This window comes from Metabacillus sp. YM-086, assembly GCF_048059995.1.
GTDB lineage: Bacteria > Bacillota > Bacilli > Bacillales > Bacillaceae > Metabacillus > Metabacillus litoralis_B.
Genome location: NZ_JBLUOI010000017.1, coordinates 1 through 23,038 on the forward strand (window position 1 = coordinate 1; position 23,038 = coordinate 23,038).

At 39.7% G+C, this 23,038-nt stretch carries 23 protein-coding genes and 1 riboswitch; of the genes, 5 read left to right on the forward strand and 18 right to left on the reverse strand.

Annotated features, from left to right (window positions below; all coding sequences use genetic code 11):
* Nucleotides 1-260 precede the first annotated feature (260 nt).
* The 6 genes from ACEWK1_RS09750 to ACEWK1_RS09775 form a co-directional block, all read right to left on the reverse strand.
* Entirely contained in the window at nucleotides 261-1,082 is an 822-nt protein-coding gene (locus ACEWK1_RS09750; protein WP_212135474.1) for a carbohydrate ABC transporter permease, read from the reverse strand.
* A gap of 1 nt (nucleotide 1,083) precedes the next feature.
* A complete protein-coding gene (locus ACEWK1_RS09755) occupies nucleotides 1,084-2,049 on the reverse strand; it encodes a carbohydrate ABC transporter permease (protein WP_121663827.1) in 966 nt (321 codons plus the stop codon).
* A gap of 175 nt (nucleotides 2,050-2,224) precedes the next feature.
* Nucleotides 2,225-3,523, reverse strand: coding sequence for an ABC transporter substrate-binding protein (locus ACEWK1_RS09760; RefSeq protein WP_212135473.1), 1,299 nt, complete (start codon nucleotides 3,521-3,523; stop codon nucleotides 2,225-2,227).
* Nucleotides 3,524-3,632: 109 nt separating this feature from the next.
* Complete coding sequence (locus tag ACEWK1_RS09765; protein WP_212135472.1) at nucleotides 3,633-5,099, reverse strand: response regulator; 1,467 nt, start codon at nucleotides 5,097-5,099, stop codon at nucleotides 3,633-3,635.
* Between the two features lie 127 nt (nucleotides 5,100-5,226).
* On the reverse strand, nucleotides 5,227-6,651 hold the full coding sequence (locus ACEWK1_RS09770; protein WP_212135471.1) for a sensor histidine kinase: 1,425 nt from the start codon (nucleotides 6,649-6,651) through the stop codon (nucleotides 5,227-5,229).
* Nucleotides 6,648-7,652: a sugar-binding protein gene (locus ACEWK1_RS09775; RefSeq protein WP_121663831.1), complete on the reverse strand. Its 1,005-nt coding sequence runs from the start codon at nucleotides 7,650-7,652 to the stop codon at nucleotides 6,648-6,650. The genes ACEWK1_RS09770 and ACEWK1_RS09775 overlap by 4 nt, the downstream gene beginning before the upstream one ends.
* A gap of 877 nt (nucleotides 7,653-8,529) precedes the next feature.
* Between ACEWK1_RS09775 and ACEWK1_RS09780 the strand changes: the two genes are divergently transcribed.
* Nucleotides 8,530-10,161 carry an SWIM zinc finger family protein gene (locus ACEWK1_RS09780; RefSeq protein WP_212135470.1) on the forward strand — a complete coding sequence of 544 codons (1,632 nt, stop codon included), beginning with the start codon at nucleotides 8,530-8,532 and terminating at the stop codon, nucleotides 10,159-10,161.
* Nucleotides 10,154-12,916, forward strand: a complete 2,763-nt coding sequence (locus ACEWK1_RS09785) for a DEAD/DEAH box helicase (protein ID WP_212135469.1) — start codon at nucleotides 10,154-10,156, stop codon at nucleotides 12,914-12,916. The genes ACEWK1_RS09780 and ACEWK1_RS09785 overlap by 8 nt, the downstream gene beginning before the upstream one ends.
* 146 nt (nucleotides 12,917-13,062) lie before the next feature.
* On the opposite strand, the gene ACEWK1_RS09790 is transcribed toward ACEWK1_RS09785, so the two are convergent.
* The 4 genes from ACEWK1_RS09790 to ACEWK1_RS09805 all read right to left on the reverse strand — a co-directional run bounded on the left by ACEWK1_RS09790 (nucleotide 13,063) and on the right by ACEWK1_RS09805 (nucleotide 15,602).
* Complete coding sequence (locus ACEWK1_RS09790; RefSeq protein WP_212135468.1) at nucleotides 13,063-13,446, reverse strand: hypothetical protein; 384 nt, start codon at nucleotides 13,444-13,446, stop codon at nucleotides 13,063-13,065.
* Nucleotides 13,447-13,518: 72 nt separating this feature from the next.
* Nucleotides 13,519-14,388, reverse strand: coding sequence for a DUF6612 family protein (locus ACEWK1_RS09795; RefSeq protein ID WP_212135466.1), 870 nt, complete (start codon nucleotides 14,386-14,388; stop codon nucleotides 13,519-13,521).
* A gap of 275 nt (nucleotides 14,389-14,663) precedes the next feature.
* Nucleotides 14,664-15,011 carry a single-stranded DNA-binding protein gene (locus ACEWK1_RS09800; protein WP_212135464.1) on the reverse strand — a complete coding sequence of 116 codons (348 nt, stop codon included), beginning with the start codon at nucleotides 15,009-15,011 and terminating at the stop codon, nucleotides 14,664-14,666.
* Between the two features lie 183 nt (nucleotides 15,012-15,194).
* Nucleotides 15,195-15,602 (reverse strand): hypothetical protein, encoded by a 408-nt coding sequence (locus ACEWK1_RS09805; RefSeq protein WP_212135462.1) that lies wholly within the window; start codon nucleotides 15,600-15,602, stop codon nucleotides 15,195-15,197.
* A 307-nt stretch (nucleotides 15,603-15,909) separates the two neighbouring features.
* Here ACEWK1_RS09805 and ACEWK1_RS09810 point away from each other — a divergent pair, with 307 nt between their 5' ends.
* Both ACEWK1_RS09810 and ACEWK1_RS09815 read left to right on the forward strand, forming a co-directional pair.
* The gene (locus tag ACEWK1_RS09810) at nucleotides 15,910-16,296 is read left to right on the forward strand and encodes a helix-turn-helix domain-containing protein (RefSeq protein ID WP_212135461.1); all 387 of its coding nucleotides are present in this window, start codon (nucleotides 15,910-15,912) and stop codon (nucleotides 16,294-16,296) included.
* A 76-nt stretch (nucleotides 16,297-16,372) separates the two neighbouring features.
* Nucleotides 16,373-16,696 carry a YwpF family protein gene (locus ACEWK1_RS09815; RefSeq protein ID WP_121663839.1) on the forward strand — a complete coding sequence of 108 codons (324 nt, stop codon included), beginning with the start codon at nucleotides 16,373-16,375 and terminating at the stop codon, nucleotides 16,694-16,696.
* Nucleotides 16,697-16,917: 221 nt separating this feature from the next.
* On the opposite strand, the gene cotJC is transcribed toward ACEWK1_RS09815, so the two are convergent.
* The 8 genes from cotJC to ACEWK1_RS09855 all read right to left on the reverse strand — a co-directional run bounded on the left by cotJC (nucleotide 16,918) and on the right by ACEWK1_RS09855 (nucleotide 21,742).
* Entirely contained in the window at nucleotides 16,918-17,487 is a 570-nt protein-coding gene (gene cotJC / locus ACEWK1_RS09820) for a spore coat protein CotJC (protein ID WP_121663840.1), read from the reverse strand.
* 527 nt (nucleotides 17,488-18,014) lie between these two features.
* Nucleotides 18,015-18,281: a spore coat protein CotJB gene (locus tag ACEWK1_RS09825; protein WP_098798616.1), complete on the reverse strand. Its 267-nt coding sequence runs from the start codon at nucleotides 18,279-18,281 to the stop codon at nucleotides 18,015-18,017.
* Entirely contained in the window at nucleotides 18,278-18,526 is a 249-nt protein-coding gene (locus ACEWK1_RS09830; protein ID WP_121665131.1) for a spore coat associated protein CotJA, read from the reverse strand. Before ACEWK1_RS09830 ends, ACEWK1_RS09825 begins: the two co-directional genes overlap by 4 nt.
* A gap of 165 nt (nucleotides 18,527-18,691) precedes the next feature.
* A complete protein-coding gene (locus ACEWK1_RS09835; protein WP_212135459.1) occupies nucleotides 18,692-19,018 on the reverse strand; it encodes a hypothetical protein in 327 nt (108 codons plus the stop codon).
* Nucleotides 19,019-19,221: 203 nt separating this feature from the next.
* The gene (fabZ, locus tag ACEWK1_RS09840; protein WP_121663843.1) at nucleotides 19,222-19,662 is read right to left on the reverse strand and encodes a 3-hydroxyacyl-ACP dehydratase FabZ; all 441 of its coding nucleotides are present in this window, start codon (nucleotides 19,660-19,662) and stop codon (nucleotides 19,222-19,224) included.
* Nucleotides 19,663-19,755: 93 nt separating this feature from the next.
* Nucleotides 19,756-20,040, reverse strand: a complete 285-nt coding sequence (locus ACEWK1_RS09845) for a DNA-directed RNA polymerase subunit beta (protein ID WP_212135458.1) — start codon at nucleotides 20,038-20,040, stop codon at nucleotides 19,756-19,758.
* A 12-nt stretch (nucleotides 20,041-20,052) separates the two neighbouring features.
* On the reverse strand, nucleotides 20,053-20,892 hold the full coding sequence (locus ACEWK1_RS09850; RefSeq protein ID WP_212135457.1) for a flagellar hook-basal body protein: 840 nt from the start codon (nucleotides 20,890-20,892) through the stop codon (nucleotides 20,053-20,055).
* Nucleotides 20,893-20,908: 16 nt separating this feature from the next.
* On the reverse strand, nucleotides 20,909-21,742 hold the full coding sequence (locus ACEWK1_RS09855) for a flagellar hook-basal body protein (protein WP_212135456.1): 834 nt from the start codon (nucleotides 21,740-21,742) through the stop codon (nucleotides 20,909-20,911).
* Nucleotides 21,743-21,944: 202 nt separating this feature from the next.
* Nucleotides 21,945-22,034: riboswitch (cyclic di-GMP riboswitch) on the forward strand.
* A gap of 41 nt (nucleotides 22,035-22,075) precedes the next feature.
* Between ACEWK1_RS09855 and ACEWK1_RS09860 the strand changes: the two genes are divergently transcribed.
* Nucleotides 22,076-22,966 carry an amidase gene (locus ACEWK1_RS09860; RefSeq protein ID WP_232273759.1) on the forward strand — a complete coding sequence of 297 codons (891 nt, stop codon included), beginning with the start codon at nucleotides 22,076-22,078 and terminating at the stop codon, nucleotides 22,964-22,966.
* Nucleotides 22,967-23,038 lie beyond the last annotated feature (72 nt).

Sequence of the window (23,038 nt, forward strand, 5' to 3'; positions counted from 1 at the left end):
GATATCTCGTTTCATATCCTTAACTTCTTGTCTCGTTTCTTGTTGCTCCCTTTTCATATCCGTTTGCTCTTGTTTCATATCACCAACCATTCTTATCAAGTTGGCTAGCATGTTTTCCATTCGCTCTAATCGTTCTTCCATTGAACTCACCTCCTTCTCTACAATATTTTACAATCTTTTTAGGAAGTACGCTATTGGTTAAGCATTTTTCACAAGAAATGAACAAAGACAGCCCCCACCACTGGAGACTGCCCTCAACCTTACCCTTTCACCGATCCTGCTAATAGTCCTTTTACAAAATATTTCCCAAGTAATATATATACTAACAATGTTGGTAATGCGGCTAATAGTGCCCCGGCCATTTGGACGTTCCAGTGAACGATTTGGCTTCCTGATAGGTTTTGTAGGGCAACCATAACTGGTTGTTGATCAGAGGTTGTGATTGTTACTGCGAATAGGAATTCGTTCCAGATGTTTGTGAACTGCCAGATTGCTACTACAACAAAGCTTGTGATGGAAAGTGGAATCATGATGTGACGGAAAATTCCTAGGAAACCCGCTCCATCGATTTTTGCTGATTCGATCATTTCTTCCGGGATGTTCGCGTAGAAGTTACGGAACATGAGTGTTGTGATTGGTAAGCCATAAACAACGTGAACGAAAATTAAACCGATGATTGAGTTATATAGTCCTACTTCACGTAAGAACTGAATTAATGGGATTAAGATACTTTGGTATGGAATGAACATTCCGAATAAGATTACTGTGAAAAGAACGTCTGCGCCTTTGAATTTCCATTTTGATAACACATAGCCGTTCATTGCTCCTAGTAAGGCAGATAGTAGTGTTGCCGGGATAACTAGGTAAAATGAGTTCATTAAGTTTGGTGCTAATTTTTCAAATGCCTCTGTGTAACCACTAAAGTCGAGTGAGCTTGGTAGCTGCCACATGGTTGCTAGCGTTACTTCATCAAATGGTTTTAAGCTTGTGATGAGCATAACGTAAACTGGCATAAGGAAGAACAGACTCATGGCGATTAAGATGAGATAAATAATAGGTTTGCCGATTCGTTGTAGCACCATGTTACGCTTCACCCTTTCTGCTGTGGATTAAATATGGCACGATAAAAATAGCTACAGATACCAGCATGATAATTGCGATTGCTGCACCGTTTGCATAATAGTTGCCACGGAATGTTGTTTCAAACATATAAACACCAGGTACGTCAGTGACGAAGTTTGCACCAGGACCTGTCATGGCATAGATAAGATCGAAAATCTTTAATGAAATGTGAGCCATGATGATGATGACACTCACTGTGATTGGACGTAATAATGGTAGAATAATTTTTCGATAGATTGTAAATTCAGATGCACCGTCCATACGTGCTGCTTCTCGTACTTCATCTGGAACACCGCGTAATCCTGCTAAATACATTGCAAGTGAGAAGCCAGTCATTTGCCAAACGGCTGCGATCACAACTGCAATTAGTGCTGCCGGAATCCCGAATTCAATTTTTCCCCATTGAAAGCCTGCGAGGATAGTTGTGTCTGTATACCATTTTGACTCTAAGCCGAGTTTGCTTAAAAATAAGTTCACACCTGTTGTTGGGTTTAATAGCCACTGCCAAACTACCCCTGTTACGACGAACGAAAGCGCCATTGGGAAGAAAAACAGGTTACGGAATACGGGCTCTGCTTTAATTTTTTGATCAAGTAAAATCGCAAGACCCATTCCGCTTATAATTACAAAGCCAATGAATAGGATTGTGAAAAAGATTGTATTACGTAAATCCGCTTGGAAACGGAAGTCTTGGAATAAGTAGATGTAGTTTTTTAGACCTGCGAACGAAAAATCAGGAACTAGTGTGTTCCAATTACTTAAGGATACATAACCGGTCCAGCCGATAAAGCCATAAACAAAGACCAAAATAAGAATAAATGATGGCAGGATAAAGCCGATGGCCATAAGGTGATCACTTGTTAGCTTTTTCTTTTTCGGTAGGGATGCAACGGTCTGGGCTGATTGTGATGTTTTGACTGTTTCCATCTAAGTTCTCCTCCTTTATGAGAGGTCAGGGAATCGATTCCTGGCCTCTTTTAGAAAAACTTGGCTTGTCGCCCGCAATGGCGAAAGCCTTAGTTTTTCTTATACTATCCTCCATAAAGTATGAGCTATTGATAGTATAAAAAAGGGGAAGAGACTGTGCTCATCCCCTTGGTGATTACTTAAGCTCTGCTTGAGCAGCTACTAAGGAATCTGTGAATTGACCTACATCTTGTTGTGTAACGAAGATGTTCACATTTTGGTTTACTTTTGTTAAGAAGCCTTCAGCAGCAGCTGAACCGTGCGCTAAGCTTGGTGCTAGACTAGCCGTTTTGAAGTCTTCGATTGTGTCTTTTCCGTATTGGTCATATTTTTCAACGTCTGAATCAACACGTGCCGGAATCGATCCTTTTAGTGGGTTGAATGCATCTTGACCTTCAACTGATGCTAATACGCTTAAGAATTGTTTTACACCTTCTGGATTTTCAACACCTGTTGGTAAACCGAATGTATCTGTAATAACCATGAATTGACCGTCAGTACCTGGAGTAGCTACATAGCCAAAGTCTTCGTTAACAGCTAGGTTTAAGTCATTTACAAGATACCCTTTTGCCCAGTCACCCATCACATTCATCGCTGCTTCGCCGTTTGCAACTAATTGTGTTGCATCTTGCCAGTTACGAGATGCGTGGTCTTCGTTGATGTAAGCAAGCATTTTTTTGAATGTTTCTGCTGCTTCTACTACTTTTGGATCGTCAAATGATAATTCGCCAGTCCAAAGCTTACCGTAGTCTTCAGCACCTAATGTACCTAAAAGAACTGTTTCATAAAGATGTGTTGCAGTCCAAGGCTCTTTGTCTCCAAGAGCTAATGGTGTGATGCCTTTTGCTTTTAATGCATCTGCTACTTCAAAAAACTCATCAAATGTTGTTGGTGCTTCTAAGCCATTTTCTTCAAATACCTTTTTGTTGAACCATAGAACGTTACCGCGGTGAATGTTCACTGGTACAGAGTAGATGTTGCCATCTTTACTTACCATGTCAATTAAGTCTTGTGGAAATTTATCGTTTAAGCCTTCTGCTTCAAAAAAATCGTTAAGTGGTTCCATTTTCCCCGCTGCTACCCAGCCTTCGTTAAGCTCGGCACCACCGTGAACCTGGAATGTTGCCGGAGGATCGTCACCTTGCATACGGCTCGCAAGTACAGCCTTCGCGTTTGTTCCTGCTCCACCAGCTACTGCTGCGTTTTCAATTGGAATATCTGGATGCTTTTCCTCAAATAATGCAATAAGAGCCTTTAATCCATCTTCTTCACCAGCACCAGTCCACCAGCTGAAAATATCTAATGGAGCTGCTTTATCGCCGCCGCCCTCACTGCTGCTGCCTTCTGATGCTTCCTCTGTGCTTGAGCCTGAGCTACAAGCTGAAACAATCAATGTAAAGACTAAAAATAGTGATAATAGGAAAGTCTTTTTCATCTTACATCCCCCTTGTTTATATGTTTGTAATCGCTTACTAGTTTTAGTATAAAGGGGAATGGAAGCGTTTTTATTAGTTAAATTCTTCACTATTTTATTTATTTCTGCATTATTTTGTGGTCGACCTGAACTGTTTAGGTGATAAATTTGTCACCTTTTTAAAGACTCGACTGTAATAATTTGGATCTTTGTACCCAACTTCATAGGCGATTTCTTTTAAACTTAGGTTCGTTTGGAGGAGAAGCTCCTGAGATTTTTCTATTCGATAGTCGGTCACATAGTCGATGAATGTTGTCTTTGTTTGTTCCTTGAACATTTTGGTAAAGTACGTTGGTGTTAGCTCAACGTATGCCGCAACATCTTCAAGGCTGAACGATTCTTTGTAATGGTCGTGAATATAGGTTTTTGCTTTTGAAATGGCATCGTTGCCCTCGCCTTGGAGAATGATTTTTTCTCCAAATTGGCGGAGGAGATGGATAAAATCATCTTTTGTATTTGCTTGAAGAATGGGAAGGTCCCGAAGGTTGATACCTTCCTCTTCAATTGCTTGCTTGATTTTGATTGCCCATTCTCGGATGTGTTGCGTGACTTTTTCATTTTGGTCAAATTGTTTCGTTAAATGGTCATAGTATAGATGGAAGTAATCGGTTGCTTGGTCGACTCTTCCGGCTGTGATTTCATTTTGAATGGACTTTTCTAGTTTTTTGGCTGTGCTGTCTTCTTTTTCGTTAAGTAACGGAAATCCATAGGATACACTTGTTTCCTTTGTTAGCTGGGTGGAAGCTAGCAAGGCCTGTTGGTATGAGATTGATAGCTTGTCTAATTCGGCAAAAGGTGATCCGATACCGATGTTTGTATCGGATGGAAGCTCATGGCTTAGAGCTCGAGCTAGGTTAAGCGCATCTGCTTTTAGGTGATGCGCTGATTTTTTTTCTGAAAGGAAAAGAACAGTTTGCTTGTCTCCTTGTGCTTTTATTATATGTGGTAGATCGGTTTTGTGTTTAAGTGTGTTTGATAGTGTTGTGATGTCACAGCCTGTGATGACTTGGAAGAAGCCCATTTGTGCGTTTGGATAGAGACTTCGGTACATTTGCTCGGTGTCGGCTGTGATTTCGTTTTGTGTGATCGCAGTGATGAGCTGTTGCTTGACCAACTTTTCTGTTTCGTTTAGCTGTTGCTTTGTTTGTTCTTCTATTTGTCTGGCTTCTTTGATTTCTTTTTCAACTCTGAGTAAGGATTCGAGTGTTTCTTGTTTGTTGCTCGGTTTGAGGATATATTCCTTAACTCCCTGCTTCATTGCTTCTTTTGCATACTCAAAGGAATTATATGCTGACACCATAATGAACTTCGTTTGCGGCAGCTCGGCGAGAATTTGTCTGATCGCTTCGAGACCGTCGATACCGGGCATGTGGATGTCCATGAACATGATGTCCGGCTTGTGAAGCCTTGCTTGTTCGATTGCAATGCGACCATTTGCCGCTTCGCTAACAACCTCCATATGTGTAAGGCTCTCGGTAATAAACTTTTTCATCGCTTTGCGTTCAATCAATTCGTCATCTACTATGATGATTTTCATGGGTTTGCCTCCTTTTTGGTGTTTTTGTGTGAGGGGAGGTGTGTTCGACAAATTGTGGGGCGTGCCTGTCACTTCCCGAGTTTTTGCCGACAAAATTCGGGTGGTGACAGGCACCCGTTTCTGCACCTCATCCCCGCGGCAGTCTCATCCGAATTGTCGTCCCTCTGTTGATCTCTGAATCTATTTCTAAAATATCTTGTTGCTTGTAGACTAGCTCGAGTCTTTTGATGACGTTTTGGAGGCCGATTCCGGTGGAGTGGCCACTGTGTTGTTCATGGAGGTCGATTTGGTCGCGGGAGAAGATGCGTTTCTTAGTTTCTTCGTCCATGCCTTTGCCGTTGTCCTCCACTTCGACGATGACTTGGTCATCTTCACAATAAATGTTCAAGCTGATGATTCCGCCCTCTTCCAGCTTTTCGACTCCGTGTATGAAGGAGTTTTCGACTAATGGCTGGAGGGTGAGGGCTGGGATTTTGGTGTCAAGGCAGCCTTCATCGATGTTTGTTTTAAATGTAATGCGTTCTGCAAATCTTGTTTTTTGGATATAGAAATACTCTCTTACCACGTTCACTTCTTCTTTTAATGTGACTGATTTATTTATGTCACCAAGGCTTGATCGCAACAATGTTGAAACGGATTGAATGAGCCTTGATGTAACGTTGGCATCTTCTAAATACGCCATTCTTGAGATTGTATTTAATGTATTAAACAGAAAGTGTGGATTAATCTGATTTTGTAAATGCTTAAGTTCCAATTCTTTCAGGAGCTGATCAAGCTCGGATTTTTCCTTTATTTCTTCTATTAATTGTTTAATATTTTCTCGCATGTGTTCGAACGAGTCACTTAATACCTTTACTTCATCATTAGTTTTCACCTTAATTGGCGGACCTTCGAAGTTTCCTTCTGAGACTTCTTTTGCCGCTTTAGATAATCTTCGCAATGGATGAGTCAGACCTCTCGAGAACAAGACTGCGGTTAATAACGCTAACAGAAGGGTTGAGCTGAAAAGGTTAATCGTGAACCATTTAAAAGCATGCTGTCGCTCTTCCATTTCTTGGTAAAACATTTGGTATTCAGCTAGCTCGAAATTGATTAGCTGAAGAGTTGATTCCAAAATATATGAAGATATATTACGTACTTCCTTCGCGTGTGTTGTGTATTGATCTAAGTTATCGTACTGAACAGCTGCAATGGTGATGTCACTTTCAAATAGCAGATTTCGAACCATTCTTTGGTATTTATCAAGCTCTTCTCTATTAATTCCTGTAATTGCATCTTCTTGGAGCTTTTCATTATTTTCTTTGAGGCGCTTCTTTAGATCTCTATACTCCTCTAAATACACATTGTCTTTTTCCACAACATAAGCATTAATTTTTTCATAAACCTGCGATGATTGTTGAGAGATTTCATTAAATAGGAGAAACCTCTCAAAGCTAGCATGGTACTCTGAGACCATTTGTGAACTGCTGAAATAAATAGAATATGAAACAACATTAAATAGTAGTACAAAAGCTAAAAAATAAACTAATAATTTGTTGCGAATGCTTGTCATGGCTTACTTCCTCCATTCATAGAGGATGGTGAGATTGGCAGGTCTTCTTTATAAATTACCTTTGTATCTGTATGCTGAAGTGGATCCATTTTTTCACCCTTGTTGAGTTGAATCATTTTTTCAACCGCTTCATAGCCCATTTGATAAGGAAATTGAACGACAGTTGCTTCAATTGTGCCTTCTTCAATATAATCAAGCGTTTCTTGCAAAATATCAAAGCCGATAATGTACAAATCCTCTTCTGCCTTCACCCTTTTCACAACCTTGGCAATGCCGATTCCATCGAGCGCACTTGTGCCGTAAAATGCTGTTGTTTTAGGATGCTGCTGCAAAATGCGGTGGGCAGCTTCTTGCGCGCCAATTTCCGTGATATTGGACTCTTCTATAGCAACGATCTCGATTCGCTTTTCTGTTGCAACGGCATCCTTAAAGCCTTGAACGCGTAGCTTTTGATGAGGTGCTTCAAGGCGACCTGTAACGATTGCGACCTTTTGCTCACCCTTTGTATCGTTGAGCAGCGCTTTACCTGCAAGAAAACCAGAATAGTAGTTATCTGTGCCCACATACACAGCCCGGCCGCTTTCAGGAGCATCTGTATCGATTGTCACAACAGGGATTAATTTTTCTCTCGACTTTGTGACAAGCTTATCAAACTCCGGCTCTGCCACCCCCTGCGTGATCACTCCGTCAACTAGGCCTGCGATTGCCATATCAATCGTTTTTAAATACTCATCATTATTTGCCTGCTTTGGTCCTAAATACTCAAGGTACACATTGTGAAATTTGGCGGCATCTCTTGCTCCTTGTTCGACGAGACGCCAGTAATCATTATCGAGCTCCTCCGGAATCAGGACAAAATGATAGTCGTAAGTTTGTTCGGCATTAGGCTTAGCTTCTTCGTTAAAGTGAAATGTTTCTTTTCCATAATATAATGTAAGAAAACCAGTTAGTAAGAATACGAGAAAAGTAATGATGTATAGAAAACGTCGGAAGTATAACATGTTGTGACCACCTTTTAATGGTAAGCGTTTTCTACTATTTTAGTTGATGTGGGGGGAGATTGGTAGGGGAGATTACGGGAGAGGGTTGAGTAATTTGGATTCTTGGAAATGTTTTTTGGTGATATTCTGATGGATTGTGTGGAATAATTCATGTATTTCATGGAAGTATGAGGTTTTGTTGCAATTTTTATTGCCGAGTTATTACTTTTTATCGGAAAATCCAGCTGCTAACGAGAATATTTCCGGTTTATCCTCGCTAATAATGCATTTATCCGCGATTCTGGAGAGTTTATCTGCGATTTTGAGAATTTATCTGCGATTATTCTAGTTTTATCCACGATTATCGGGATTTATCTGCGATTAGACAAATTTCAACAAAATCCAAGAAGTGACAGGCACCACCTACAAATACAAAAACGAGCACCCCCAAAGGTGCTCGTTCTTTTTATGATGCATATACTTTTCTTATTTGAGAAATTAAGTCTTCTATCATTTCATTAGTTGTGATATCTACTTTTGCTTCGCCTTTGTCGTAGGCGCTTAATAGAATTTGTAACAGCTCTTCTTGTTTCAGCTGATTATCCTTCATATTGTATAAGTTTCCTTTCTTTTTTTACAAATTCAGACAATACCAAGTCATTATACTTTGATTCTGTGGTGCTGACAAGATGTAATTTTTTTGGTTTGCCCGGAACAAATAAAAATTTCGAAAGCTGCTTATCTTTTATGTCCCCGCTTCTTTCTTGTACTAAACCTTTTTGATCGATTCAATATGCGTTATAATAGAAGAATTAGGTTTATTTCAATCATTTATCTGTTTAATGTAGTGCAGCTGTGCTTGGGCGCAGTTCTGCTTTAAATGAAAGGAGTCCTCTCTATGCTTGGTCGGGAACTTAGTAAAGAATTTGTACTTGGTGCCGGTGAACAGATTAAACAGTTGCTTTCTCCTCAGGATGAGCATGATCGTAATGTCGTGAAAAAAGGACTCATTTTATATCGTCAAGGTAGTATTTATAATGTGAGCACAACAAGTCACACTGTTTCTGCAAAAGTCCAGGATGTCACGAGTGTTCAGGTTGAGCTTGATTTAGATGATTTTGTGATGAGCACGTGTACGTGTCCGGCTCCTTCAATTTGTCGGCACCGTATAGCAGCCTTTTTATATGTATATGCAAGTGTTGACCGAGTCGGTACATTCGTTGATCTTTGGAAAGAAGAAAAACCGATCGATGACGTGTTAAAGCATGTACAAAAAGCAAGCTCACTTTTAAAGCCTGAAAAGGAGTATGAAGATTCCTCCCTTGCAAGCTGGATTGCTTTTTTTGATCGTGAGTTTGAGAGCTGGTATGAACAGGTTTCTTCTCCTAATCAGCTTTTCCAAAGTCTTTTTCATCATTATTATTCGGCCCTGAAAAAGAAGGCGCCTAAGTCTCCTGAGATGAAACAGTTTTTTATCGTTCAGGCATCTGTGACAGTTTTTATAAAAATCTTGCAGCTTATTAATGAGACGAAGCCAACGGACTATATGTTACAACATATTATTTATCCTTATATTGATCAGCTTTCCGATAATGTGGCAATCGCAATTTCTGAGATGAAGCGCTATGCCTTGCCGTTTGCCCTTGATCCGCTATTAGTGGACAGTGTTGAGCGCTTCCGTGAGCTATTGTTCACGAGCAAGCACTATCAATATGAACGTTCGAATTTGTATCAGCTGCTATGGATTGAGCTATTGCGTCGCGATAAGTTTATAAATATTGAGCGAGAATGGCTTGAGGAGCATCTTGAAAATGAAAAGAATAAAGAGCCTTCGTATGCGGTGGAAATGGAAACAGCACTCATGCATATGGATTTTCTTCAATCACGTGATGAGCACATTTTTGAAACAATGAAAAAGCTCACACCAGCTGCACTGCCGTTTACCTTTCATTGGGTTGAGGACATCATGAAAAAGAAAAACTGGAAGCGCATGTCTGCCTGGATGTCTTACATGATGGACAATTCAAACGAATACATAAACAGTGATCTTCCTTTTGAAGAAAAACGACAGGTTGTCCGCTATATGATGCAGCTTATTAAGCAATACTCAAAAGCTACGAATGATGAAAAGCTGTTTGAACGTGCATGTCGTAACATGCTTCCGTTGAGCTATGCAGAATATCATGATTTTCTTTTAGATAAAGAGCAGTATCGCACGTGGATTGAGCTGCAGACGTTGTTAGGCTTTTCAATAGAAGAAATGGATACTTATGTGTTAAAAGATATCGAAAAAAGTGAGCCGGGTGTCCTTTTGCCTCTTTATGTTAAAACGGTTAAGCATGAAATCAGTATGAAGACCCGTGAAAATTATAAAATGGCTGTGCGCTATTTAAAGAGAATGAAAGCTCAGTACAAAAAGCTGAAGCGCGAGGAAGTATGGGAAAATTATATTTTGCAGCTATCAGATGAACATAAACGACTACGTGCATTTCAGGAAGAATTGAAGAAAGGGAAGCTGATCCATGATTAATACTGTCAATATTGTCTTGCATGCAGAGCAAATCGAAAACAATTCTTTTTATGTTTACTGTACGTCTGCGCATGATGAAAGTCCGCTTACAGTCGAAGAGTTTTCCCGCTACCTTTTCACCTGGCATGAGTCTTCTTTTTTTGGAACAAAATTAGAGGACATTAGCTATATCGGCTTGCCCGCTGTTCAGCTCTCAGCGTGGATGATGGTCGAGTTACTCGGGAAAGAAACGTACAACTCACTCGCAACGATTTCCTTGTCAGAAGATGCAGAGCGCCTTGCCCATGTGGCCCATACCATTTATGACCTTATCGAAAATGGTGAGTACGTCCCTGATTTTGAGGGCTGGAAGCAAGGTGTCACACGCTTCAAGGATTCCGGAAATGAACTTGAAGGCTTTGCATTAGATTGGTTTTCTGCAGCCATAACTGATTTGATCGAAAATGACCTGATTCTTCATGATGCATGGGCAGATATTGTGAATACCTATCCTGTTTTAACAACGTTTCAAGGACATTTTATTGATGAAACAGATTTTCTTGAAAAAATCGGGTGGCATCACGATGATACACCGTTTACAGTTGGTCTTCGCCTGAATGAACCAGAAACAGATAGCGATGATTGGCAGCTTGAGATTCTTCTGCGCAGTAAAACGGATGAAAACGACTTGGTTCATTATCAAGGCGAATTGCCGAGAAAGTGGAAGCCTTTCTTAAGCAAAATTGAACGTGAGCAGGAGCGCTTTTCAGAGGTTGTTCCTTGGTTGAGCTTTCAAACTGGAACAACCTATGTGACCGAAGATGAAGCATGGTTATTTTTAACCGATGCGAGTGAGACGCTGATCAATATGGGCGTGGAGATTTTACTTCCATCCTGGTGGCAGGTTGTGAAGGATTCACAGCTGATGCTCAAAGCGAAGGTGTCATCATCCCCACGTGGGCAGTCATTTGTTGGCATGAACTCACTGATTGATTTTAACTGGCGCTTTTCTACAAATGGTGTGGAGATGAGTGAAGAGGAATTTCTGCAGCTCGTTTCACAGCAGCGCCGTCTTGTGAACTTTAGAGGACAGTGGATTAAGCTTGATCCTGCCTTCATTAAACAAGTTCAGGCAATATTGAAAAAAGCCGATCGAGATGGCTTGCATTTGTCTGATATTCTTCATCAGGAGCTGAACGCAAAAGATCTTGACGAAGAAGATCGTGATGACATTGTTGATGCGCGTGCGTTTGCTAATATCCAAATTGAATTGAATCAGCAGATGAGAGGCTTGCTGCGGAAGCTAACTGATACAGAGGAACTACCGTCACATACAATTCCTGAAGAATTTCAAGGAACACTTCGTCCTTATCAGCAAAATGGTGTGGATTGGCTGTTATTTTTACGTAGTGTTGGCTTTGGTGCTTGTCTTGCAGATGATATGGGTCTTGGAAAAACGATTCAGATGATTGCTTATTTTTCTTATGTAAAAGCCACGGAAAAGCCTGAGCACCCTGCGCTCATCATTGCACCAACCTCAGTGCTTGGTAACTGGCAAAAGGAATTTGAGAAATTTGCTCCGCATTTGAAAGTGAAGCTTCATTACGGCCCGAACCGTCCTAAGGAAGAGCAGTTTGCTCCTTCTCTGGAGAATTATGATGTGATTATTACTTCATACGGACTTTCACATGCAGATTATGAGGAAGTTTCAGCTGTTAAATGGAGCACGATTTGCTTAGATGAGGCGCAAAATATTAAAAATGCCCATACAAAGCAATCGCGGGCAATCCGTAAGCTGCGCGGGCAGCATCATATTGCCTTAACAGGAACACCAATGGAAAACCGCTTAACAGAGCTTTGGTCCATTTATGATTTCTTAAATCACGGCTACTTAGGTAGCTTGCATAGCTTTCATAAACGCTATGTTCTGCCGATTGAAAAAGATCGTGATGTGGAGCAAATTGAGCAGCTGCAACGCTATATTAAGCCATTTTTATTAAGACGTACAAAACGAGATGAACAGGTTGCCTTGAATCTACCTGAGAAGCAGGAGCAGAAGGAATATATTCCGCTTTCTATTGAGCAGGCCTCGTTGTATGAGCAGCTTGTGAAGGATACGTTTGAGCAGGTGAATTCCTTGGCTGGTATGCAGCGTAAGGCGTTAATTTTAAAAATGCTTGGAAAGCTAAAGCAAATTTGTAATCACCCTGCCCTGTATTTGAAGGAACAGCAGCCAAAGCAGTTAGTTTCTCGTTCACATAAGATTGAAAAGCTTTTAGAGCTGACCACCCTGATTCGTGAGCAGCAGGAAAGCTGTTTGATTTTCACGCAATATATCGGCATGGGTGACATGATGAAAAAGCTACTGGAAAAGGAATTTGGTGAAAAGGTGTTGTTTTTGAACGGAAGTGTGATGAAATCAGAGCGTGACCGAATGGTTGAATCGTTCCAAAACAAGGAATTTCCGATTTTAATTCTTTCATTGAAGGCCGGTGGAACGGGACTGAATTTAACTGCAGCCAACCATGTGATCCACTATGATCGCTGGTGGAATCCTGCCGTTGAAAATCAGGCAACAGACCGCGCCTACCGAATTGGTCAGGACCGCTTTGTTCATGTTCATAAGCTCATTACGACCGGAACGATTGAAGAAAAAATTGATGAGATGCTAGAGAAAAAGCAATCTTTAAATGATGAAATTATTCAGAGTGAAAATTGGATTACGGAGCTTTCTTCTGATGAACTTGAGGAGCTCTTTACGTTATCGATGAGCTAGGAAGGGGTTTTTTGATGGCGACAAAGCAAAAAAGCAAGAAGAAAAATGAAGAAAAAAAGGCCCCACAGTGGCAAAAGCTTGTAACATTAATTGAAAAGAAGGTTTCGAAGTAGAGCGACAGTTTTTTAGCTGTCGTTTTTTTGTTTTTATAGTTCGAGCTGCTTTTCAATGTAGTTTAGCTTTGTGTCGTGGATGCCTGTTTTTGAACTTAAGTAGTCAACGTCCGTTTTTACACGGTTCAGGTCTGAGGAGTATATTTTAAATGCATCTCGATGCTGTTCTAATTCCTCTTCGACTTTTTTGAAGTGACTTCTTGATTCTGTTGCAAGGTTATTAAGGTTCTCTTCTAATGCCGATTGCCTGCGTTCTAATCGAACTAAACCAGTTTTCACATCTTTCATTTCATTTGTCAGGTTGTTTAACTTTCCGTCAACCTCATTAAATCTTTTATCAATTTGTTCGAATCTTTGATTTATCTCTTCAAACTTCTTATCAATATGATTCATAAACGATCTTAATAGCTCTTCCATCATTTTCACCTCCTCTTATTTATTATATCATCTATTTTATAAAGGCTGATTGCTGAGCAACCAGCCTTTATTTTACATATCCATTTCAACCGCGTTATCAATAACCTCTTGAGGTACTTTCACTTCTTCAATTGTATTAAAATCGCTGTATTTCCCTTTCATGTTTTGCTTCATTTTAAGTGTCTCGCCTTCAGCGGTAATTTCCATATCCATTATTGTATTTAAGCTAGTTGGGTAGTATGTTTCTTTATCAATAAGTATTTCATACGTTACTTTATTGATTTTCATGTTATTAAACATGTCTTCACCTGCAGATAATTCTTCTGGAAATGTTTCTTTAACTGTTTCTTTTATGAATTCTGTAAATTTATCACCAGAAGCATTTAATTTGAGAATATAATTTTGTTCATCTTGTTCAAAAGAGAAATCATCAACAAATTGCTGAAGTTTTTTGATTTCTTCTGCTGGGTTTGTTTGTTGATTCGATAACTGCATAAGCTGATCAGACATTTCCTTCGGGAATTTCATCCACTGGTTTGCAGCTGGATCTAATATATAAATTCCATCGGCAGAAAAATATGTTTCAGTCGATAATGCATTGTCTGCTCCAACATCATTCATTTTCATATCCATCTTTTGATATAAAGTCATTGGCTCTGTCACGACCTTCATATCAATTGCCGACTCCATATTAATGGCTTCTGTTTGTCCTGGGACAGTCATTTCTTGCTTCATATCCATTTGAACAGCAAAGCTCTTCATTTCTTTTGAAGCTTCCATTGAATTTGTCATAACCTGTTCGAGGGTTAGCTCTGATGTATTTTCTTTTTTATTTTCTTCTTCTGTCTTTGAACTTTCATTTACTGTTGTAGCAGTCTGATTACATGCTGCAAGTATAAACACTAGCATGGCTGAAAACAGTACTGATAACGTTTTTTTCAATTGGCACACTCCTTCTTCCCTTTTGTATGTAATACGTGTGAGTTTCCAGTAAGTTTCATATTTTACCAGAAATTCCAAATCAAGTGTAATGATACTCGATATAAAAAAGGAATTCACGCTACAATATAACTAGTTTTCTATAAAGGTAGAAACTCCTAGAAATTTCACAGCTCGATATGTAAAAAATCGGCTGATCACCTCCCAGCAATCAGCCTTCAAAATGTGGAATTAAGGGGATACCATTGATTCTTTCTCATGAAGAGAACGAGGGAAATTTAAGTTTCTTGCTCAACTAGTTCACGTGGCTTGCTACTCATAAAGCGAACAGAGTCAGCAACAACCTCTGTAACATACACACGGGTTTTTTCAGCATTTTCATAGCTGCGTGTTTGGAGCCGACCTGTGACTCCTACGATTGAACCTTTGCGGCAGTAGTTAGCCGTATTCTCAGCAGTTCGTCTCCACACCGTACAATTTACAAAATCTGTTTCAATTTCTCCAGCTGCATTTCGGAAACTACGGCTAACTGCAAGTGTAATGTTTGCAACTGGTGCTCCATCTGCTGTGTACCGAATTTCGGGATCTTTTGTTAATCTTCCAACCAAAATGATTTGATTGATCACTTCATTCCTCCTTTCCTCTTTTGTACAAGCTTATTGTATTCGATTGTTCAGGATTGGAAAAATGAGTGAATTTGTTTTTTTAAATGGTATTGTGCTATGAAACTGATTTTTTCTAATAAGGAAATACCTTTTTTAAATAGGTTTTTTCCAAATACAACAAAATTCAACAATTTTCTAGTTTTTTTAATAAAGTTGGTCTGTTAATCGTTGTAGGGAATTCGTTACATATGAAAAATGATTTTCGCCAGTGAAGCTAATACTTTGAAGAATGTGTTGAAAGGATTGAGATTGAATAATTTCTTCGTGAAGAGGTGCGTCAATATAGTGTTTTTCATCCTCATTCCAGATAAAATACTGAATGGATAAGTCACTCTTTTCTAATTGAAAAATGATGCGCAGAATACTATTCAGATTCTGCTCTAAATATCGAATATCAACTGTAGCGTGAACAGGCACTCGAAAATGATGATAATTCGTTGTACCTACCTCTTGATCTCCCACTCTAAGAATAACTAAATTTCCATCGGCACTTTCTCCAACTCTTTGTGAATCTTTTTCTAAGTAAATTGATTTCAGTCTAAATTCGACCATTTCATGACCTCTTTTCAATTATTATCACTGTAAGTATATTCCAATCCAACCTATTTCAAAATTTAACTATTTTTCATTTTTCGCTAAATTTGACGAAATTTCAGGAAAAAGATAGATTCTTCTCTTTCTTTCGTTGTATTTTACGTATTCTCTTAAATTAGGTCGAATTATCTATTTTTGTACAGTATTAGAACATCACTTGATATGTTCCGTATTAGAACATATCTTGTCCCTATTCTCCTTTACGATAACAGTAAGCTTGGAGAAGGGAAATGTTGGTTACATGAGAGAATTAGAGAAATTCCAAATGAATCTAAGATTTTATCGTGAACAAAATGGTTGGTCACAGGAGCAATTAGCCGAAAAAATCAGCGTATCCCGACCAGTTATTACCCGCCTTGAAACAGGTGAGCAAGCTCCTGATCTATCTTATTTAATATCGCTTAGCAATGCTTTTCAAGTGAGCATTGATCATCTGCTTGGACGCGATGAGCAGACAAATGAATACCTTTATGAAATGTATGGAAAATATCAAGCTGAAGGCTCCGTTTCTCAGTTGATTGATTATTTAATAAAAAATCCTAAATTCACGCAAAGCCTGCAAGAACTTTTATTAGTGAAAACGAAAGATCGAAAAGAAATTGAAGCCATCATTATGACCGTCATTGAACGAGTTTCAAATGTATCGAAATAGACCGTCCATCGGCTCATTCTGTTGTTTGTGATCTCTATGGTATACTAAAAGAAAACGAGCTAGCGAGGATGATATCATGAAAACGTTCAAGCTTGTCGGTCTACAGATTGAGGATACAGCAGTAACTGAAAACGGCGTAATTCCTTTGAAAGATGGTCTTGTAATTAACAAAGAAGATGGCGAAAACTCGTGGTTAATTGAAGCTTTAATTTCAAAAGAATGGTTACCTCTTTTTAATGAGCACATGGAGCAACCAGATACACAACTGAAGGTGCTTGTTACAATCTCCAAAACAACCAATACACCTGCGCAAATATCTGCCAGTGTAAAGAACATCACAGAATTGGATGAATCAATTTCTGTTTTGTTGGATGGGCGCTTGCTGGCGAGGTCGGTTTAGGGGCTGGGATTTGGTGTCTGTACAGAGTGTCGGATGTCTGCGCGAAGCAAGTGCTTGCGCGGGGTTGGGGTGCTTGGTGCCTGTCACTTCCCGAAGTTTGTCGAATGGCTGCACATGGTTGTGCGGCTTTTTGTGTTTTTTGAAAGTGTATTTTACAGCAAATGATATCTTTCTTCATAGCAAAAAGCCCAGAACCGCACCTGGTTCTGGGCTTAATTTTCTTAAAATATCTTCTTCCGGTCTCTTTCTTCTTTTAAAATTTCAACCGCTTCTCTAAAACGTTGCGAGTGGACAATTTCGCGTTCACGTAGGAAGGCTAAACTGTCATTTAAATCAGGGTCATCGGACATGTTAATGATCCACTGGTATGTAGCACGCGCTTTTTCTTCTGCGGCGATGTCTTCGTAAAGGTCAGCAATTGGGTCGCCTTTTGCTTGGATGTATTCAGTTGTGAATGGGTTGCCTGCAGCATTATGATAGAAAAGCGCTGAGTCATGGTTCACATAGTGTGGAGCAAGGCCCGCTGCTTTTAGCTGCTCAGGTGTGGCATCTTTTGTAAGCTTGTAAATCATTGTTGCAATCATTTCAAGGTGGGCAAATTCCTCTGTGCCGATATCGTTTAATAAGCCCACAACTTTGTCAGGAATCGTGTACCGTTGATTTAAGTAGCGAAGTGCAGCCGCGAGTTCCCCATCGGCCCCGCCGTATTGTTCAATCAGATATTTCGCAAGTGTCGGGTTACATGTGCTTACTTTTACAGGGTATTGAAGTTTTTTTTCATAAACCCACATGTTGTGATTCTCCTCTCCTGTTTATGTCGATTTTTGTCTAATCGTAGATAAATCTTCAGAATCGAAGATAAAATGCTAATAATCGTAGATAAATCTCTAAAAATCGAAGATAAACTGCCGATAATCGAAGATAAACCTCTTTATATAATTGAAAATGCTGCGAAATTGTTGATTTATCCTCTAATTTAATAGCAAATACCTGCTATCTTGCCGATATAACCCCTAATTTAATAGCAAATACCCGCTATTTTACCGATAATCCCCCAATTTAATAGCAAATACCTGCTATCTTGCTGATTTATCCACTAATTTAACAGCGAACACCCGCTATCTTGCCGATTTATCCCCTAATTAATAGCAAACACCCGCTATCTTGCCGATTTATCCACTAATTTAATAGCAAACATTCTCCTTCCAATTTATCCCCTAATTTACTGCAACTCTACTAAATTGCTGTTAATCCTCTATATATAGAAATCCCGGTCAGTTACTCCGTTCTCCCAAAACACTAGCGAGGACCTTCCCCACTACACCTGCCAAGGCCATGGAGCAGTTCCCCAACTCCAATTTGCATCAGCGAAGCTGCCACCGTATTGTGTGAGCATGCCGAATTTGGCTTCAAACGTCTGTCTTAATTGCTTGGAATAGGCAGCGTATTGGTTAAATTGTTGGAGGGCTTGCATGTCATTTGGATGTGTATCTAAGTATAGTGTTAGCTCAACAAGTACAAAGTCTACAGCTTGAAGCTCTTCTAGGAGCTTGTAATATTCATCTGGTAATTGCTTGTGACTCATGGCTTAGGACCTCCTTTTGCCTCATATGGATTTACGTAATCATCATATAATGCAGGCCAAAGTGTTCCCTTTTTCAGTGCAACTCTAGGTGGAAACTGTTGTAGGGTTGGTGGTTGAAAACCCATATATAAATGCGGTGGTGTTGAATAATATTTCACACCAATCGGACGACAAGGATCAAATCGACTATGGAACGGATGATAGGTTTTCATATACGTTAGATGCTGTTGGTATGGAGCATTCATGTCTTTCATCTCTAACACACCTCTTTTTTCCTATGGAACCATCATTCCATATTAATCTAAGAAACTCTGTTCATTTCATCCTATTCGGAGGAAGATACTAAATATGATTAATATTTCTAATTTAAAACATAAAAAAGGCCAACATCTTGTGTTAGCCTTTTCATCTTATTTATTCTCGTCTTCCTTGTTGTTACCTTCTTGAGTACCTTCGTTGTTGCCTTCGTCCATCATATCGTTAGCTTCGTCAGTACCTTCTTCTAACATGTTTTCGCCTTCGTTAGCGCCTTCTTCCATCATGTCGCCGCCCTCATCAAGGCCTTCTTCTACGTTTTCACCAGTATCTTCAAGTGGTTGTTCTGTATCCATTTCACCGTTTTCTTCTGTTGTATTATTTTCTGGTGGTGCTGGATCTTCGTCATCTGCAGTACAACCTGTTACGATCATTGCTGCTAATAATGAACCTGATAAAGTTAGTAGCCATTTTTTTCTCATCATGATTGCTCCTTTCTATTTTGACCTTTTAGCTTTTGAATCCGGTCTTTGATTATGTTTCCCATCTCGTTTATTTTCATTCTGACTTTTCATAAAAATTGATCAGCCGATATGCTTTATATAGACAAGTTTGTTGCGAATAAAACCTTTCTAATGCAAAAAGAGCCAAACGACCTATCTAGTCATTTGACTCTTATGACTTCTTACTCTTCTGATTTTTTTTCACCTAAAGCAAACATGATTTCTGTCTCACATGCTACTTCGCCATCAACTGTTGCGATTGCCTTGCCTTTTCCAAGTGAACCACGTAAACGTGTAATCTCCACTTCTAGCCTGAGCTGATCACCTGGTACAACTTGCTTTTTAAAACGGCAATTATCAATCCCAGCAAAAAAGGCTAGTCTACCGCGGTTTTCTTCCTTTTTTAAGATAGCTACTGCGCCAACTTGCGCAAGTGCTTCTACAATTAATACGCCGGGCATGACTGGGTAATCTGGGAAATGACCGTTAAAAAATTCTTCGTTCGCTGATACGTTTTTGATTCCTACTGCACGTGTTCCTTCTTCAACCTCGAGCACGCGGTCCACAAGTAAAAATGGGTAACGGTGTGGAATGATATTCTTGATTTCATTACTATCTAACATATGTATAAGCTCCTTTTTATGAAAATCGTCACTATGTATATGTACGACAAAAGGAAGGCTTTCACCTTCCTTTTATCAAGTATATCCCGAGCTTTATTCTTTTTCAACCAAGTCAATGATGTGCTGCCAAGTCGTTTTTTCGAGGGCATCCTTTGGCTCGCCACTACCAATGACTCCGTAGCCGACGATAAGTCCAGCGATTGTGCTTACAACCATAAGAATTAAAACAAGCAGGACCCTTGCCCAAATAGGGAGCAAACGCACTCGAACACTCACCTTTTGGCGGCTTTCCTCATGATTCTCTTGTTCTTTTTTAGACTTTTTGGCTTTTTTCACTTCTTCTCGACTGATCGGTTTCGTCGTTTCTTTAGCTACCAATAGACTAAACTCCTATCTTACGCCGTTTATTAATCCCAGCATTTGGTCACCAAGTGTAACCGATTTTGCATTCATCTGATAAGAACGCTGTGAGATTAATAAATCGGTCATTTCCTTGGATAAGTCAACATTGGACATTTCAAGTGCCCCTTGCTCCATTGCAACATCGCCGCGCAGCTCACCTTCTAGAAACGTTAACACTTCATTTAACGGAATGCCGCCTAAATCTTTTAATCCATACCGATTGTTTCCGTTTTGAATTAACATTTGCGGGCGATCCACTTGGACAACACCGAGTTGAAATTCTTGTGGTGCTTCTGTTTGGTCATTTTGAACGGTAGAAATCGTTCCATCATTAGAAATAACGATTTTTTGAAAATCATCATTAAAACGAATTGGATTTTGATTTTCATCAAGAACCGGACTTCCATCAGAAGTTGTTAGCAATAATTGATTTGTTCCATCATTTGTTGGTGATAAGTATAATGCACCATCTCTTGTATAATTAATCTCCCCGTTAACGTCAATTTGTAAAAATTGATTAGGAAGAGTAAAAGCAATATCAAGCTCTCTGCTTGTTTGCTTCATGTTTCCTTGTGTAAAAACAAGGCTGCTGTTAAGCATAGCTCCCGTTCCCTGTCTGATTCCTAATTCCCTGCCGAAACGTTGCTCTGCAATTTCCTCCGCAGCGTTGGGCTGGTTATTAAATTGTTGACGTACAAGCTCAGAGAAAGAAGTTTCTGTTCTTTTATAGCTTTGTGTATCAATATTAGCCATATTGTGGCCGATTTGATCAAGCTGCTTTTGAAGCTGACTCATCGTATTCGTCGCTGTTATCATTGAGCGTAGCATTTACTAGTACCCCCTATTATATGCGGCCGATTTCGTTCGCGGCCTTGTCCATACTTTTATCATAAGCTTGCAATACCTTTTGATTGGCTTCAAACGAACGGTACGCTGTCATCATATCTGTATACGTACGCCCAACATCTACTGTTGAAGTTTCTAAGTAATTTTGTCTTAGATTATATTGAATGTTTTCGTTGTTTACGGCTGTTGGCAGTTCTTCATTATTAAATGTGCGGTATAAACCATTACCTTCTTTTACAAGGTTACGAACATCCGCTTCAAAACGAACATCAATTTGCGCTACGAACTCTCCATCCGCAATCACTTCGCCATCAGGCGTTACCTGGAATTCACTAGACTGAATGGAGATTGGCTGCCCAGTTGTAGATAAAACCGGATTCCCACCAGAAAGAAGGATCCCGTTATTATCCCGTGTGAAATGGCCATTACGAGTATAGCGCTCTTCTCCCGCTTGATTTTGAACCGCAAAAAACAAAGCACCTTTTACATTTGTTTCTGCATTTAAGGGAATAATCTCTTCTAAAAGAGCTACATCTGAGTACAATCCAGTCTCTTTAAGACCACCTTGTGAAAAAGTACTTTGTAGTTCTTGAACATAAGCACCTGTGTTAATCGAACCAATTGGTGTGATTTGACCAAAGCTTGAACCATTTGTTGTTGGTACTGATTTATTTTCCAATCTATTTAAAAGCATTTCGGGAAATGCGCGGACACTTGCTTGATCCGCTTTATAACCCGCTGTATTGGCATTTGCCATATTATTTGAAAGCATTTCAGTACGTCTTTGCTGTGCAAGCATTCCCGCTGTTGCTGTATATAAACCTCTTAACATCTGTACACCCACCTTAGTCACATAGTTGTTACCGTACAAATGAATTCTTTTCGACAGAATTCCCTATCATTTATTATAAAGGACATTTGCTGTTTTCTCATTACATTTTTTCAGAAATTACCTGTTATATTTTAGGGGAAAAATAATGATAGGAAACCACTCCTATATCTTTTTACCGGACAAGCCCTTATACTTAAGAAAAATCTGAAAAAGGCAAACTTGTTGAAAAGCAAGGACGCAAAGCTATGGGCCTACCCAATGGAGAACATTGTACGGCTGCCAAGCTGCCAGGCTCCTTTTTTGGGCCATGGGGCTTATGAAAAGGAGAGGCAAATGATGAAAATGAAGGTTGTACTTCTGACATTACTATTCTTATTAGGATCTCAACTAGGAGGTCTAGCTTTGAATCATAAAGCACAAGCTGAGGGTGCCCCAGATTATTCAACATGGCTCTGGGATACGAGTAAAATTGTGTATGACCGTGAAGCTACATTGCAGTTTTTAGAAGCAAAGCAAGTATCACATGTGTTTTTGCAGATTGACCGTAGTATTGATGTTGCCTACTATCACACTTTTATTAGTGAAGCTGCAAAGCTAGGTATGGATGTTTACGCGTTAGATGGAGCACCAAATTGGGGTGTTAACAATAAAGCATTTTTGAACTTTTCAAATTGGGTTAGTGGATATCAAAACGGGGCAGCTGCTGGTGAGAAGTTCGCCGGAATTCACCTTGATATTGAGCCATATTTAACAGAGCAATGGACAACAAACTATGGTGCTGCTGTTCTGAAATACCAGGGAGCCATTTTAGCTGCCGCTAATACCGCATCAGCATTAGATATCAGCCTCGCTGTTGACATTCCGTTTTGGTTTGATGAAATGAATTTCCGTAACAAGCACGGAAAAGGAAACCTAGCCGAATGGGCGTTGAAAAATACAGATGAAGTGACCATTATGGCCTACCGCGACAAAGCCGTTGGCCCGAATGGCATTATTGAATTAGTGAAATATGAGATGGATCTGGCTGTGTTGCTTAATAAAGATGTAACGATCGCAGTTGAAACGATGAATCTTGGTAGTAGTGACGGATTTTTTACGTTTTTTGAAGAAGGTCAGGCGGAAATGAATAATCAGTTAGGACTTGTTTTAGATCAATACCAGGATTATTCAAGTTTTGGTGGGTTTGCTGTGCATCATGTTGGTAGTTGGATGGAGTTGGAGTAGGGATTTGGATTTGGGCGTGGATTCACTTAGGTGGGTTCATGCTTTTTTTGTGGGGTTTTATGGGATGGGGCG

Coding starts and splice junctions, on each gene's coding strand:
- ACEWK1_RS09750 (WP_212135474.1), bottom strand. CDS start 1,082: ATGGTGCTACAACGAATCGGCAAACCTATTATTTATCTCATCTTAATC.
- ACEWK1_RS09755 (WP_121663827.1), bottom strand. CDS start 2,049: ATGGAAACAGTCAAAACATCACAATCAGCCCAGACCGTTGCATCCCTA.
- ACEWK1_RS09760 (WP_212135473.1), bottom strand. CDS start 3,523: ATGAAAAAGACTTTCCTATTATCACTATTTTTAGTCTTTACATTGATT.
- ACEWK1_RS09765 (WP_212135472.1), bottom strand. CDS start 5,099: ATGAAAATCATCATAGTAGATGACGAATTGATTGAACGCAAAGCGATG.
- ACEWK1_RS09770 (WP_212135471.1), bottom strand. CDS start 6,651: ATGACAAGCATTCGCAACAAATTATTAGTTTATTTTTTAGCTTTTGTA.
- ACEWK1_RS09775 (WP_121663831.1), bottom strand. CDS start 7,652: ATGTTATACTTCCGACGTTTTCTATACATCATTACTTTTCTCGTATTC.
- ACEWK1_RS09780 (WP_212135470.1), top strand. CDS start 8,530: ATGCTTGGTCGGGAACTTAGTAAAGAATTTGTACTTGGTGCCGGTGAA.
- ACEWK1_RS09785 (WP_212135469.1), top strand. CDS start 10,154: ATGATTAATACTGTCAATATTGTCTTGCATGCAGAGCAAATCGAAAAC.
- ACEWK1_RS09790 (WP_212135468.1), bottom strand. CDS start 13,446: ATGGAAGAGCTATTAAGATCGTTTATGAATCATATTGATAAGAAGTTT.
- ACEWK1_RS09805 (WP_212135462.1), bottom strand. CDS start 15,602: ATGGTCGAATTTAGACTGAAATCAATTTACTTAGAAAAAGATTCACAA.
- ACEWK1_RS09810 (WP_212135461.1), top strand. CDS start 15,910: ATGAATCTAAGATTTTATCGTGAACAAAATGGTTGGTCACAGGAGCAA.
- ACEWK1_RS09815 (WP_121663839.1), top strand. CDS start 16,373: ATGAAAACGTTCAAGCTTGTCGGTCTACAGATTGAGGATACAGCAGTA.
- cotJC (WP_121663840.1), bottom strand. CDS start 17,487: ATGTGGGTTTATGAAAAAAAACTTCAATACCCTGTAAAAGTAAGCACA.
- ACEWK1_RS09825 (WP_098798616.1), bottom strand. CDS start 18,281: ATGAGTCACAAGCAATTACCAGATGAATATTACAAGCTCCTAGAAGAG.
- ACEWK1_RS09830 (WP_121665131.1), bottom strand. CDS start 18,526: ATGAATGCTCCATACCAACAGCATCTAACGTATATGAAAACCTATCAT.
- ACEWK1_RS09835 (WP_212135459.1), bottom strand. CDS start 19,018: ATGAGAAAAAAATGGCTACTAACTTTATCAGGTTCATTATTAGCAGCA.
- fabZ (WP_121663843.1), bottom strand. CDS start 19,662: ATGTTAGATAGTAATGAAATCAAGAATATCATTCCACACCGTTACCCA.
- ACEWK1_RS09850 (WP_212135457.1), bottom strand. CDS start 20,892: ATGCTACGCTCAATGATAACAGCGACGAATACGATGAGTCAGCTTCAA.
- ACEWK1_RS09855 (WP_212135456.1), bottom strand. CDS start 21,742: ATGTTAAGAGGTTTATATACAGCAACAGCGGGAATGCTTGCACAGCAA.
- ACEWK1_RS09860 (WP_232273759.1), top strand. CDS start 22,076: ATGATGAAAATGAAGGTTGTACTTCTGACATTACTATTCTTATTAGGA.